Annotated in this window: 9 protein-coding genes and 1 tRNA gene; 5 read left to right on the forward strand and 5 right to left on the reverse strand. The window is 59.5% G+C overall.

What is annotated here, in order from left to right; genetic code table 11:
- The first annotated feature begins 19 nt into the window (after positions 1-19).
- Positions 20-598 (forward strand): nucleotidyltransferase family protein, encoded by a 579-nt coding sequence (locus KBW81_RS08355; protein ID WP_254246860.1) that lies wholly within the window; start codon positions 20-22, stop codon positions 596-598.
- On the opposite strand, the gene KBW81_RS08360 is transcribed toward KBW81_RS08355, so the two are convergent.
- The 5 genes from KBW81_RS08360 to ypfJ all read right to left on the reverse strand — a co-directional run bounded on the left by KBW81_RS08360 (position 588) and on the right by ypfJ (position 9,500).
- A complete protein-coding gene (locus KBW81_RS08360) occupies positions 588-1,472 on the reverse strand; it encodes a Hint domain-containing protein (RefSeq protein WP_254246861.1) in 885 nt (294 codons plus the stop codon). The two genes, KBW81_RS08355 and KBW81_RS08360, sit on opposite strands and share 11 nt — an antisense overlap.
- 214 nt (positions 1,473-1,686) lie before the next feature.
- A complete protein-coding gene (locus KBW81_RS08365) occupies positions 1,687-3,477 on the reverse strand; it encodes a Hint domain-containing protein (protein WP_254246862.1) in 1,791 nt (596 codons plus the stop codon).
- Between the two features lie 214 nt (positions 3,478-3,691).
- Positions 3,692-7,813 carry a Hint domain-containing protein gene (locus tag KBW81_RS08370; protein ID WP_254246863.1) on the reverse strand — a complete coding sequence of 1,374 codons (4,122 nt, stop codon included), beginning with the start codon at positions 7,811-7,813 and terminating at the stop codon, positions 3,692-3,694.
- A 684-nt stretch (positions 7,814-8,497) separates the two neighbouring features.
- Positions 8,498-8,583 (reverse strand) — tRNA-Leu (locus tag KBW81_RS08375).
- 62 nt (positions 8,584-8,645) lie between these two features.
- On the reverse strand, positions 8,646-9,500 hold the full coding sequence (ypfJ, locus tag KBW81_RS08380; RefSeq protein WP_090191158.1) for a KPN_02809 family neutral zinc metallopeptidase: 855 nt from the start codon (positions 9,498-9,500) through the stop codon (positions 8,646-8,648).
- 158 nt (positions 9,501-9,658) lie between these two features.
- Between ypfJ and KBW81_RS08385 the strand changes: the two genes are divergently transcribed.
- The 4 genes from KBW81_RS08385 (at position 9,659) to gyrA (ending at position 14,593) form a co-directional block, all read left to right on the forward strand.
- Complete coding sequence (locus tag KBW81_RS08385) at positions 9,659-10,237, forward strand: YqaA family protein (RefSeq protein WP_090191159.1); 579 nt, start codon at positions 9,659-9,661, stop codon at positions 10,235-10,237.
- Complete coding sequence (locus KBW81_RS08390) at positions 10,237-10,686, forward strand: disulfide bond formation protein B (protein WP_254246864.1); 450 nt, start codon at positions 10,237-10,239, stop codon at positions 10,684-10,686. The genes KBW81_RS08385 and KBW81_RS08390 overlap by 1 nt, the downstream gene beginning before the upstream one ends.
- 27 nt (positions 10,687-10,713) lie before the next feature.
- Positions 10,714-11,643, forward strand: a complete 930-nt coding sequence (gene rocF, locus KBW81_RS08395; RefSeq protein WP_090191162.1) for an arginase — start codon at positions 10,714-10,716, stop codon at positions 11,641-11,643.
- 196 nt (positions 11,644-11,839) lie between these two features.
- Entirely contained in the window at positions 11,840-14,593 is a 2,754-nt protein-coding gene (gyrA, locus tag KBW81_RS08400) for a DNA gyrase subunit A (RefSeq protein WP_254246865.1), read from the forward strand.
- Positions 14,594-14,648: the final 55 nt, after the last annotated feature.

A 14,648-nucleotide genomic window follows, 5' to 3' on the forward strand; every position in this document is an offset into this window, starting at 1 on the left:
GCGCGCTGGGTCAGGTGACATGATCCCAATCCTGATCCTTGCCGCGGGGACATCGTCGCGCATGCGCGGCGCGGATAAGCTGTCGATGATGGTGGGCGGCCAGCCGCTGCTGCGGCGCATTGCGATGCAGGCGGCGGCGGTCGGCGACACCTTTGTCGCGCTAAACCACCGCGCGGCAGAGCGTCTGGCCTTGCTGGACGGTCTGCCCATCACGCCGCTTTTGGTGCCTGAGGCCGCAGAAGGCCAGTCAGGCACCCTGCGCGGGGCCGTGGCGCAATTGCCGCCCTGCCCGGCTTTCATGATGGTTTTGGCGGATCTGCCGCTGATCACATCGGATGATTTGGCGGTGGTGCTAGGAGCCCGCGATGCGAACCCGGACGCTTTGATCTGGCGCGGCGCGGCACCAGATGGCACGCCGGGTCACCCGGTCCTGTTCGACGCCAGCCTACGGCCTGCATTCGCGGATCTGAGCGGCGATGACGGCGGGGCAAGTGTGGTGAGGCCCTTGCGCGCCCGTACAATCTTGGTGCCGTTTACGGATGACCGCGCGGTCTTTGACCTTGATACGCCAGAAGCATGGGCCGCGTTCAACGGCTGAAGTGTTTGATCACGCGCGCACCTTGCACGCTTCGCGATTTTTCAACGACGTGCGAACTGGTTGAAATCCACCGCCCCAAAATCTTGTACCCGACTTTGCGAACCGTCCAAAATTTCCGGCCCCCGGCGCCGGTCCCACGCCGCCAACCATGCTCTTTCTGGACGGAAAGCTTTCGGTCCAGTTCTGCGAAAAGCAACGCGCCGCGCTGAGCCTCTATCAGCAGCTGGTGCTTCGGTGACAGCACCCGATCATGCATTGGCACGCTATCACCCAGCGATCCGGCGGCCGCGTGATTGGTCTGTGATTGGGTCGCGCGGTGCAGGTCGCTTGGGGACAACTTGCGCTGATCGTTCTGCATGATCGGGAGTGTATCCGTATCTTGCGTCAGAAACATATCGTCGACGGCCAGGTCGGTCACCTCTTGGCCCGACGCGGCAATGCGGTCGCCCAAGTCAAAACCGCTGACCAGCTTTTCAATCTCGGACAGGCTGACGTGGCATGCGACGTTATTGCCATCCATCAACGTGACCCGGCCATTCTCCGGCAAGGTGCTGTCGTCCTGACCCGCGACCGGGTTCGTGCTGTCATAGATAAGTTCACCGTCGCTGCAGTAAAAACGCACGCCCGTCCAATCACCCCGGTCGATCCCGGCCTGCAGGGCCAACACGTCAATGTCGCTGATTTTACAGCCGCCGTCTGTAGTGACTGCGTCCAGCGACGCGTCGCTACGATGGGTCAGATTGTCGTTCCGAGCGGCGCCACGGTTCGGGTCCGATCCGCCGCGCCCGTCAATGTGATCATCGGCATGATCATCGGCAAAATCGCCGCCCACCGTTTCGTTAAGTAAAGTGTTCGAAGTGTTGAAATTTACCATACCGCTATTCCCCCAAATAGGTGTCACAGCGAGATATTGCACAGTTGAAAACTCAAACAACCGGGCCTAGTCGGTTGCTACACTTAGCTATCCAAGGGGATAGGAGGCTGTGAAGCGACAGAAATTCACAGCGTTCAGACGTAAAATACGGGCCGACGTATCTGCGGCCCGCATTTCTATTTCGGTGGCAAACCCCGTTTAGCAGGCCGCGAACTTACCGCAGCAACAGGCGTGCTTCGTGCTTTTTCAATGACTTACGCGCAGCTTGATAGCCTTCGACGCCAGCGGTGGTTTTCAATTCCGGGAACAGCGTAAAGATCTCGTCCCGTTGGTTCTGCGCCAAACCGCCAAGGCTGTGATCGCCGGGCTGAAAGCTTTCTGACCAAACGCCGTCGGACAGCACGACCTCGTGCCGCTCGAACATGATGTGCACATAGGTGACGCCGGACACGTCAGCCTGGGTGATTCCAGCGGTGCCAACCATGTGTTTCGCCGGCGCGAGCACTTCGTTTTCGGCAAACAGCAAGGCCGCACGATGGGATTGGATCAGCATCCGGTGGTTCGGCGACAGCACCAGATCGCGTTCCGGCAGACCATCGCCCAGCGATCCGGCTGCGATGCGGACGGGCTGCAGCTTGGGTGCGCGGCGCAGATCAGCGGCGGACAGACTACGCTGGCCGATCCACGCAATCGGCTGCATGCCGTGGTCGCGGGTCATCACCAGATCACCCACGCGCAGGTCCTGCACAGCGATCTGCCCTTTTGGCGTCATGATGCGCGCGCCGGGGGTGAAGCAAATCACCAGCTTTTCGATTTCGGTAAAGTTGACGCGGCCAATGATGTTGTTGCCATTCAACAGCTCTGCCCGGCCATTTTCTGGCAGCGTATCGTAATTCTGCCCCTGAACGGGGTTCAGGCTGTCGTAAATCAGCGTCCCATTTGTGTTGTAAATGCGAACGCTGGTCCAGTCGCCGTTATCCAACCCTGACTTCAAATCCAGTTGGTCAAAGTCGCCATTGTCCGGATCGGTGCCACCGTCAGCGGTGATCGTACCGATATTGCCGTCCTTCAGGATCGTCAGATAATCGTCGCCCGTTCCGCCATACAGGCTGTCCTGTACGTCGCGTGCGATCAGCGTATCGTTGCCAGCGCCGCCATATAGCCGGTCATCGTTGTCCTGACCGGTGCCATCGGCCCCGTCCAGCACATCGTCGCCATCACCGCCATACAGCGAATCCTGCCCCTGACCGCCCAGCAGCGTGTCGTTGCCCGCGTCGCCATATAGCTTGTCGTCACCGTCGCCGCCATTCACGGTATCGTCGCCAGCGCCGCCATAAAGCATATCTTGGCTGGTGCCCCCAAACAGCGCATCATTGCCGTCGCCGCCGAAAAGCAGGTCTTCGGCGTCGCCGCCATAAAGAGTGTCGGTTCCGGTGCCGCCATAAAGCGAATCCTTACCAGCGCCGCCAATCAGCGTGTCATCGCCGCCCATGCCATACAGCTTGTCGTCATTGCCGCCGCCGTCCAGAATATTGGTTTTATCATTACCCGTCAGGGTATTCTGGGCCGCGTTACCCGTAATATTTTCAAAGTTCAGATAAACGTTTTCCGACGCCAGCTGCCCGTTGAAATTCAACGTACCGCTATTTTCAATCGTGACGTTCAGCGCTGCGTTTTGGAAATTGGAAAAGTTGAACGTGTCATTGCCAGCGCCGCCGTCAATCGTCTCGTTCTGACCGACGGTCAGGTAGCCAAGGTAGGCGGTATCGTCGCCATCCTCTAGGAAGACCTGATCGCTGCCACCATTTTGAGAGTTGGTCGAGGGGATCCAGACATCATTGCCCGCGCCGCCATAGACGGTATCGGGGGAATTGTCGTTATCATAGATGGTGTCATTGCCGCCGCCGGCATAAATCAGGTCGGACCCCGCACCGCCATCAATGGTGTCATCGCCAGAGGTCCCGTTAATCGTGTCGCGATTAGACGTACCAGAAATATTCGCCATTCATGTGGTCCTTGGTCAAGCGCCTAGTCTGATTTGAACTATTTACGCACGTAAAATATATCACCTATTCTTATACGACCTAAAGCTATCCAAATAGATAGTATGCGTACCCTAGGAACATAAAAGCGTGAACAAATTGTAAAAAATGCAGGCTACCAGAGGCAGCCTGCATTCATGTCGCTTTCAAGCACACCGCCGACCGGCGGCTGCGAACTTACTTCATCAACAGACGCGCTTCGTGCTTCTTCAGGGACTTACGCGCCGCCTGATAGCCTTCTACGCCTGCTGTTGTCGCCAGATCCGGGAACAATTCGAAAATCTCGTTCCGCTGGCTATTGCCCAGACCGTTCAGCGAATAATCGCCGGGGTGGAAGCTTTCGGTCCAAGCGCCGTTCGACAACACGACTTCGTGGCGCTCGAACATGAAGTGGATGTAGGTCGTCCGCATCACGTCCAGAGTATGGATGCCCTGTGCGCCGGTCATGTGCTTGGCGGCTGCCAGCACTTCACGCTCTTCAAAGTACAGCTGCGTCTTCTCGCTTGCCACCAGAACGCGGTGGTTGGGCGACAGCAGCATGTCACGCTCTGGCAGACCATGACCCAGCGATCCGGCTTTCACCAAGATCGGCTTCATGTGCGGCTTGGCGGCCAGTTCCTTGCCGGTCATCTCTTTCGAGCCGACCCAAGCAATTTCCTGAATGCCGTTGTCGCGGGTAATGATCTTGTCACCAGCGCGCAGGTCTTCGACCAGACGCTCGCCTTTTGGCGTGGCGATCGTGGTGCCGGGCGTAAAGCACGGTGCCTCGATCTGGCTAAAGGACGCCGTGGTGCCATCTTTGAAGTAGATGGTGCCGGATTCCCGCAGCTCTTCGCTGTCGCCAGCGCCGCCGTTGCGCTCGATACGGTCGATCTTGTCCAGAGTTTCCTGATCAAAGTTGAACGTATCGACGTCAGTGCCATCGGGGTCTTCACCGCCGGTGATCACATCGCCAGAGGACACATCGGTGAACCGGTCGCTGCCAAGGCCGCCGAACACAGCGTCAGCATCCGCACCCGACGCGATCGTGTCGTCGCCGTCGCCGCCGTAGATGGTGTCCAGACCGATGCCGCCAGAGATCACGTCGTTGCCAGCGTCGCCGCTGATCACGTCGTTGCCCTGATCGCCGCTAAGGACATCATTGCCGTCGCCGCCAAAGATCACGTCGTCGTCGATGCCGCCAAAGATCGTGTCGTTGCCAGCGTCGCCATAGATGGTGTCGTCATCGTCACGGCCAAAGATCGTGTCGTTGCCGTCGCCACCATAGATGGTGTCTTTGTTGTTGTCTGGCAGCAGATCAACCGGGTTGCCGTTTGCATCGTGGTCCACGATGTCCAGCGTGTCGTTGGCCAGACCGCCATAGATCAGGTCGTCGCCAGCGTCGCCATAAATGGTGTCCACGCCTTCGCCGCCGATGATCGTATCATCGCCCTCGCCGCCTTCGACGTAGTCGTTGTCGATGCCCGCATCGATCCGGTCATTTCCGGTGCCGCCATAGATCACATCGGCATCGTCGCCGGTGATGATCGTGTCGTTGCCAGCGCCGCCAAAGACGGTGTCCAGATCGTTCTGGGTGTTCGCATCGCCGGTCAGGCCGGGATACGGATTGTCAAAGCCCGGATCGACGTGGTTTGCGGTGTCGATATAGTCGTCACCGTCGCCGCCGTAGGCTACATCATTGCCGGCGTCGCCGTTGATGATGTCGTTGCCGGCATCGCCGTACAGCACGTCGTCGCCCGTTTGACCGGACACGGTATCGTTGCCTGCGCCGCCATAGATGGTGTCGTTGCCAGCGTTGCCGTTCAGCTGATCGTTGCCAGCGCCGCCATAGACCAAATCATCGCCGTCACCGCCAAAGCCGGTATCGTCGCCATCGCCGCCGTAAACGGTGTCGTTGCCGTTACCGCCGCGGACGATGTCGTTGCCAGCATCGCCGTAAACCGTGTCAGCGCCGTTGCCGCCCGTGATCGAGTCGTTGCCGATGCCGCCATAGACTTCATCATTGCCTTCGCCGGCATTGATGGTGTCGTTGCCGCCCAGACCGTAGATCAGGTCGTCATTGCCGGTATCGCCAGCCAGGATCGCGTCATTGCCGTCGATCAAGTCGCCATCGGACGGATCGGCATAGCCGACGCCCATGGTGTCGTTGCCTTCGGTGCCGAACACGGTGCCATCACGCAGCGGGGTGCCGCCACGGATTTCTTCGATCTCGGTGTAGTCGATGTATTCGCCAGTCGGCACGCCATTCGCGTCGGTGAAGACCACGCGACCAGAGAAGCTGTTGCCGTCCGCGTCCAACACAGGAGAGCCGGTGCCATCTGGGCCAGTGGTGATGTAGATCTCGCCATCGTTCAACACGAGGACGTCGTAATCATCGCCGCCTGCGCCGCCGTCGACGCTGTCGCCTGCGCCGCCATAGATGGTGTCGCGATCATCGCCGCCATAGACTTTGTCAGCGCCCGCGCCGCCATACAGCGCGTCGTTGCCAGCGCCGCCATACAGAGAGTCGGTGCCACCTTCGCCATAGATGATGTCGTCGCCAAGGCCGCCGTTCAGGATGTCGTTGCCACCCGTCACACCAGAGCCTTCGACCGGTGCGTCAAAGAAGACGTCGGTGACGTTGATACCAGCGTTGTTGCCCGGGCTCAGCGATTGCACCTTGGTGTGCACGATCTCGATCCGGGAAATCGGGCCCGCGATGTTGACCAGCGCGGAATAGTTGCCGTCAGTCTCAGTGCTGCCGCCGCCGCCACTGGCCAGCAGCGTTTCCGTGCCTCCGACGCCGTCCAGATCCTGCACGGTGACGTTGCTGCCAGCCGAGATATCGACCGCAACGCGGTTGCCGTCCATGTCATAGGCATAGACCTGCACTTTGGAGGCGTAGTCGATGTCGTTGATACGGAAGCTGATGTTCTGAACGTCATCAGAGAAGCCAAGGTTGTACGTCACCTTCTCGCCGTCTTTGTCCAAGACAGAGTCGAGCGAGCTGTGGGTGTTCACCGTTTCAGTGCCGGAATTGATGCCGGAGACGTTTTCGGCCTCTGTCTCAAACGTCGTCGCGGGATATTCATTCGCGGCGGACTGGCTGAACGTCACGGTGACGTTGCCTGTGTCTTGGCTAAAGCCGCCCTTCAGGTTGTCGCCGTCGTCGATGGCCGTGCCGTCGCCGCTTGGATCGGCCGCCTTGGACCACTCAAAGCTTTCACGCACATAGGTCGGCCCGTTAGAGCCATCAGCGCTGTCGCCATAGATCACGTCGTTGCCAGCGCCGCCGTCGATAGAATCGTTGCCTGCGCCGCCTTCGATGTAGTCGTTGCCCACGCCGCCTTCGATCTTGTCGTTGCCGTCGTCGCCATAGATCTTGTCGTCGCCGGAGCCGCCATAGACTTTATCGTCGCCAGTACCGCCATAAACCTTGTCATCGCCGGAGCCGCCGTAGACATAGTCATCGCCAGAGCCGCCATAAACCGCGTCGTTACCTGCGTTGCCGTAAACAGCATCCGCATCAGCGCCGCCATAAATGGTGTCGTTGCCGTCTGCGCCTGTGATCACGTCGCAGCCAGAATCGCCGTGCAGCGTGTCATCGCCAGTACCGCCATCAATCCGGTCGTTACCGGTGCCGCCAAAGGCAACATCATTGCCCGCGCCAGCGTAGATGGTGTCGTTGCCGCCGTAGCCGTAGACCAGATCGTCATTGGGCTGCGCGCCGGACGCGATGGCATCGTTGTTGTCGATGCGGTCGCCCTCGGGGTCGCCCGTGTAGTTGGAACCGATCACGTCGTTCCCAGCAGTACCTTCGACGGTGCCATCAAGCGACACAACATTTGCAAAGGTCGTGTTGTCGACGGACTGGTTGGAATACCAACCGGAATAATTCGCACCCGTGATCTGGGCCACTTCGATGTTGGCGATCGACAGGTTATCCAGCGTGCCTTGGTTCAGCAGGTCGGTGACAAAAAGGTCGCCGTTGGTCTGCTGGATCATCACAGCTTCAATCTGAACGACAGATCCATCAGTCAGCGTGACATTCAGCTTGGCCGTCATGGTGCTGTCGGTCTTGTTCGTGACAGAGCCACTGCCGGTGTTGTACGCAACCGTGTCGTAACCGCATTCGTTGTCAGAAATGACGCCGTCATGCTGCGGGTCCGTCAGCGTGGCCTTCACCAGCGACAAATCATCCGCACCCTTGGACACGCCAATAAGCTTGCTCGCCATCTCGGCATTGTAGTCGCATTCGTTCAGATCGACGTCGGCGTAATTGCCTAAATAAATCAGATTTACGGTTGTGACACTCGTCATCTTAAATCTCCACTTAACGACGCTCAGCGCGTCTTCACATGCTCGACGGCCGTAACCCCGGACGGATTACGTGCCAAAATCCTCACCGCACTTATGCGCGGCAACTAAAATCTTTAGCATGGGAAGAACCCTTTGCCGCAGACACCAAAATTCGCTGACACTTATAAATGTCGGCCCGGCCGCCCCAATCGACCGGTTTTGCCCCCCAGTTGGGCACCTAAAGCATTACTCTGCCTTACGAGGCCAAAAAAGGAGAAAATGTGTCATCCAGCAACAAAACGCGCGTAAATGCACCTCAAACGGTCGTATACGAAACGAATTATACCTCGAAAGGCGCGACATTGTTTCATCTACGAAAACAGTGCGGCCAAGTGGCGATCTGTGCGATACGCTTAATTCTTAATAAAACTTGACTATTCTTTCGTATAGTTCGGTTTCCGGGCCCTGCATTGCTGCATGCAAGGCGAAATTTTTGGAAACGCAATAACCACTTAAGGTTGATGCTGGAAATTGTGGCAGATCTAAGATGGTTACCGCCACCTTTGTTGCGATCCCAGCAACAAGCGCGCGACAGTCACCTGATTGTCTTACAACAATACACAATAGCCATCCTGCACCCAGAATCGAACAGTGCCCCGTAAAGGGCACGCTTGGCCCCCAAGGGGCGAATATGTCAGAGATTTTTGGTACCGGTGGTCGGACTCGAACCGACAAGATCTTGCAATCGGGGGATTTTGAATCCCCTGCGTCTACCATTCCGCCACACCGGCCAGTGACGCTGACGTATCCAAGGCGCGGGCCCGCGTCAATCGGGCCCGCGCGTAATTTTTGATTAAAGTTGCGTCGCTGAAAACGTATCACAGTCGGTCATGTTACCGCTCTGATATCCGCGCATAAACCACCGCTGGCGCTGCGCGCTGGTGCCGTGGGTAAAGTTGTCGGGGCTGACGGCCTGGCCGGCGTTGCGCTGCAAGGCATCGTCGCCAATCCGGGCAGCCGCATTCATCGCCTCGTCAATATCGCCAGGTTCCAACGTGCCGTTCATTGCCTGCGTGCCCTGCGCCCAAATCCCGGCATAGCAGTCAGCCTGCAATTCAATCCGCACCGACAATGCGTTTGAATCTGCCTCGCTCATGCGGGCACGCATGCTGTTGGTCTGGCCCAAGATTCCCAGCTCGTCCTGCACGTGGTGGCCGACCTCGTGGGCAATAACATAGGCCGCAGCAAAATCACCGCCCGCGCCCAGCTGCTGCTGCATGGTGCGGAAAAACGCGGTGTCCAGATAAACGTCCTGATCGGACGGGCAATAGAACGGACCGGTCTGCGCGCTGGCATTGCCGCAGGCAGAACGGGTGATCCCGTCGAACAGCACCAGCTTTGGCGGCACATAGGCACCATCAACCTGCGCATTAAAAATGGCGGCCCAGACGTCTTCGGTATCCGCAAGCACAACACCGACGAACTGCTCGACCTCGGGATCGGCTTCGGTGATCTGGCCGGTATCGACCTGCTGCGTGCTGCTGCCGCCCGTGCTGCCGACGATGCCCGACACGTCGACGCCGAAATACCAGCCCAGCAACAAGATCAACACACCGCCGATCCCACCGATGCCACCAATCGCGCGCCCGCCGCCACCGCCGCTGCGCCGCTCAATATTGCGGCTGACCCGCCGTCCTTGCCACTTCATCACAAACCCCTTCTAAACCTTGGCCTTTCGCCACTTGGCGGTAACAATAGTGCGACATCGCGTCGCTGCAATGCGCAAGGCCTGCTTTGCGCGCCGACGACTTGACCTTCGCGCCGGTTCCATGGCCTAACCGCGCCTGAAACCAACAGGATGCCATCATGATCCGCCGCCTTTACGACTGGACGATGTCCCTGTCTCGCTCTCGCCACGCCCTGCGGGCACTGGCTATCGTTAGTTTTATTGAAAGCAGCGTCTTTCCGATCCCGCCAGACGTGCTGATGATCCCGATGATTATCGCCCGCCCGTCCCGCGCATTCCTGATCGCGGGTATCGCGACGGTGGCTTCGGTGCTGGGCGCATTGCTGGGCTATTACATTGGCGCGGCGCTGTTCGACACGATTGGCCAGCCCGTGCTCGATTTCTACGGCAAGGGCGAATATTTCGACGCTTTCGCGGTCAAGTATAATGACTGGGGCGCATGGGCCGTGCTGATCGCAGGCATCACGCCCTTCCCGTTCAAGGTCATCACCATCGCCTCTGGCGTCACGGGCCTATCGCTGCCGGTGTTCATCGTGGCGTCTATCATCGCCCGCGCCTTTCGGTTCTTTCTTGTTGCCGCCTTGCTGTGGAAATTCGGCCAGCCGATCCAAGACTTCATCGAGCGCCGCTTGGGCCTCGTCTTTACCGTGTTCATGGTGCTGCTCGTTGGCGGCTTCGCTGTCTTAAAGGTGCTTTAATGCGTAACACGCTGATCCTGATCGCCGCTGGCGGCTCTGCCTTATTGTTGGCCGGCGCTTTCGTCTTTCAATTCTTCGGCTACCTGCCGTGCGAGATGTGCCTCTGGCAGCGCTGGCCCCATGCCGCCGCGGCCCTGATCGGCGTTCTTGCACTCACCGTGCCGCACCGCATCTGGCCATGGCTTGGCGCAGTGGCCGCAGCCATCACCAGCGGCATCGGCTTCTTTCACGCAGGCGTCGAAAAAGGCTGGTGGCCCGGCCCCACGTCCTGCACGGGCGGCGGTGGCGGCGGCTTGGCTGGCGATTTGCTGTCCACCGAAGGCCCGCGCCTGATCATGTGCGATCAGGTCAGCTGGGAGCTGTTTACGATCTCTATGGCCGGGTGGAACGCCCTGCTGTCTGCCGCGCTGGTACTGATCTGGATCGCCGCCGCACGCGCCCGCACCTGAACCGGCCCGCACCTGAAAGGTATCACCATGACACAGACTCATTGCATCCTGATTGGGGCCCCCGTCGATTGCGGCAAACGCCGCCGCGGCTGCCTGATGGGCCCGGACGCCTACCGCACCGCTGGCCTGGCAGAGGCGATCACCGCCCTTGGGCACACGGTCGAAGACCTTGGCAACCTCGCCCCCGCCGCAGTGGAAGTCGCGCCCCACGCCAATGACAAGGTCTACGCACTGGCCGAAAACGTCGGCTGGACGCAAACCCTGATGGCCGCCGCACAGCAGGCCGCACCGCGCGGCTTGCCGATCTTTCTTGGCGGCGATCACGCGCTGGCCTTAGGCACTGTAGCCGGCATGGCCGCCCACGCCCAAACAACAGGCCGCCCGTTCTTTGCCCTCTGGCTTGACGCGCATAGCGACATCCACACACCCAATACCACCGACAGCGGCAACCTGCACGGCACGCCCGTCGGCTACGTCATCGGCCGCGACGGGTTCGAGGCCTTCCCCGCCCTGCCCGCCCGCGTCGATCCGGCCAACATCTGCATGATCGGCCTGCGCTCAGTCGACAGCGCCGAACACGCAGCCCTGCTGGATATCAACGTCGACGTCGTCGATATGCGCGTGATCGACGAAAGCGGCATCCGCACGCCGCTGGCCGCCTTCCTTGACCGCGTGGCCGCCGTGGACGGGATGCTGCACGTCAGCCTTGATGTGGACTTCCTCGACCCTTCTGTCGCGCCCGCCGTCGGCACCACTGTCCCCGGCGGTGCCACCGTGCGCGAAGGCCATCTGGTCATGGAAATGCTCTGCGACAGCGGCCTTGTGACCTCGCTCGATCTGGTGGAACTCAACCCCTTCCTCGATGATCGCGGCAAAACCGCCTCGCTGATGGTGGATTTGACCGCTTCCCTGCTTGGCCGCCGCGTCTTTGATCGGCCAACGCGCAGCCACGCCTGACGGTCCTTTTCTTCTGGTCAAAAATACCGCGGGGGGCTTGGGGGGCTGGCCCCCCAAATCTGGTTTTCACGCAAAAAATCGCCCCCAGCAGCGCTCAGATCCTGCGTTTCGCCCTGCTAGGCGTTGCGCACCAGATCAGGTATCTGCTAAGATCAACTGATCAAAATATAGACGTCCCATCGGATAAGGCATTCACGTGAACGATACCCCGGAAACTCCTGAAAACGATGATGAAAACGCCACTCCAAAGTGGACGTATGACGGGCCGCAGGTCACGATCGAGCATGAGCTGAAGACAGCATATCTTGACTATGCCATGTCCGTCATCGTCAGCCGCGCTATTCCAGACCTGCGTGACGGTCTGAAACCGGTGCACCGCCGCATTCTTTACGCAATGCACGACACCAATAACACCTACGACAAACCCTACCGCAAATCCTCGCGCCCCGTGGCCGAGACGATGGGTAAATACCACCCGCACGGCGACAGCGCGATCTATGACGCACTGGTGCGGATGGCGCAGAATTTCTCGATGTCGCTGGTACTGCTCGACGGTCAGGGCAACTTTGGCTCCATGGATGGCGACAAGGCCGCGGCCTATCGTTATACCGAAGTGCGGATGCAGAAGGTTGCGAACTATCTGCTGGACGATATCGACAAAGATACGGTCGATTTTCAGTTCAACTACGACGGCAAAGACCGCGAACCGACGGTTTTGCCTGCGAAATATCCCAACATGCTGGTCAACGGCGCTGGCGGTATCGCTGTCGGCATGGCGACCAACATCCCGCCGCATAACCTGGGCGAAGTCATCGACGCGACCCTCGCGCTGATCGACAACCCCGACATGACCAGTGAAGAGCTGATCGAATACATCCCCGCCCCGGACTTTCCCACCGGCGGCGTCATCCTTGGCCGGTCTGGCGCGCGCAAAGCGTACCTAGAGGGTCGCGGCAGCGTCATCATGCGCGCCCGCACCCATACCGAGGAAATCCGCAAGGACCGCTGGGCCATCGTCATCGACGATGTCCCCTATCAAGTTAATAAATCGTCAATGATCGACCGCATTGCCGAGGCCGCCCGCGAAAAGCGGATCGAAGGCATCGCCCACGTGCAGGACGAATCCGACCGGAACGGCGTGCGCGTCGTGGTGGAGCTGAAGCGCGACGCCACCGCAGAAGTCGTGCTGAACCAATTGTTCCGCTTTACCCCAATGCAGACAAACTTTGCCTGCAACATGCTGGCGCTGAACGGCGGCCGCCCGGAAACGCTGACGCTGGTGCGGTTCCTGTCCTGCTTTATCGACTTCCGCGAAGACGTTGTCGCCCGTCGCACCGCGTTCGAATTGCGCAAGGCGCGGGAACGGTCCCACATCCTGTGCGGTCTGGCCGTGGCTGTGACGAACATCGACGAAATCGTTGCCACTATTCGGAAATCCTCTGACGCGAGCGAAGCGCGCGAGGCTTTGATGACGCGTAAATGGCCGGCGCAGGACATTTTGGAATACATCGCCCTGATCGACGATCCGACCCACACGGCGAACGACGATGGCACCTACAACCTGTCAGAGGCGCAAGCCCGCGCGATCCTTGAACTGCGTTTGCAGCGCCTGACGCAGATCGGTGTGAAAGAAGTCACCGACGAGCTGAAAGATCTGGCCACGAAAATCCGCGACTACCTTGAAATCCTCGGCTCTCGCGACCGCATCATGCAGATCATCCGCGACGAGCTGAACGAGGTGAAAACCCAGTTCGCCGTGCCGCGCCGGTCCGAAATCGTCGACTGGGCCGCCGACATGGACGACGAGGACCTGATCGAGCGCGAAGAGATGGTCGTCACCGTCACCTCTGGCGGCTACATCAAGCGCACCGCGCTGACCGACTTCCGCCAGCAGCGGCGCGGCGGCAAAGGCCTGTCGTCGATGGCCACGAAGGAAGAGGACGTCGTCACGACCCTTTTCGTCGCCAACACCCATACCCAGCTGCTGTTTTTCACAACAGACGGAATGGCTTACAAGCTGAAGTGCTGGCAGTTGCCACTCGGCAGCCGCACCGCCAAAGGCAAGGCCATCGTCAACATCCTGCCCATCGTGCCCGGCATCTCTATCGCGGCGATCATGCCTGTCGACCGGGACGAGGCCGAGTGGGACGATCTGCAGGTGGTCTTTGCCACCTCCAAGGGCACTGTGCGCCGCAACAAGCTGTCTGACTTTACCAATGTGAACCGCGCCGGCAAGATCGCGATGAAGTTCGAGGACGATCAGGCCGACAACACGCTGATCAATGCCCGCATCGCGTCAAACGATGATGACGTTATGCTGGTCACGAACTCTGGCCGTGCCATCCGCTTCCCTGCGACCGACGTGCGGGTGTTCAACTCGCGCGGCTCTGTCGGTGTGCGCGGCATTCGTTTGAACGGCGACGACAAGGTCGTCTCCATGTCGATTATCCGCCACTTCGAGGCGGAAGCCTCTGAACGTGCTGCATATTTGAAAATGCGCCGCGCAATGGCGGGCCTTGCCGACGACGCTGAGGTGTCCGACGACGAGGACGACGTGACACCCGGCGCGATCAGCCAGGAACGCTACGCGGAAATGTCTGCGGCTGAAAACCTGATCCTGACGATCACATCAAAAGGCTCCGGTAAGCTCAGCTCTAGCCACGATTATCCTGTGCGCGGACGCGGCGGCATGGGCGTCACGGCGATGGACAAGGCGATGCGCGGCGGCCCACTGGTGTCGTCCTTCCCTGTCGATCTGTCCGACCAGATCATGCTGGTCACCTCGACCGGTCAATCGATCCGCGTGCCCATCGACGGCATCAGCTTCCGCTCTCGCGGGGCGGGCGGCGTGAAGGTGTTTGACACCGCCAAGGGCGAAGAAGTCGTCAGTGTCGCTTGGATCGCCGAACAGCCAGAGACCGATCCAGAAGCGGGTGAGCCCGAAGCGTGACCTAGGTGCCACGGAAGGTGAATTGTTAACAAAAAGTTAACGCACACAATTCACC

Origin of the sequence: Loktanella salsilacus, from assembly GCF_024206795.1 — a bacterium.
Lineage (GTDB): Bacteria > Pseudomonadota > Alphaproteobacteria > Rhodobacterales > Rhodobacteraceae > Loktanella > Loktanella salsilacus.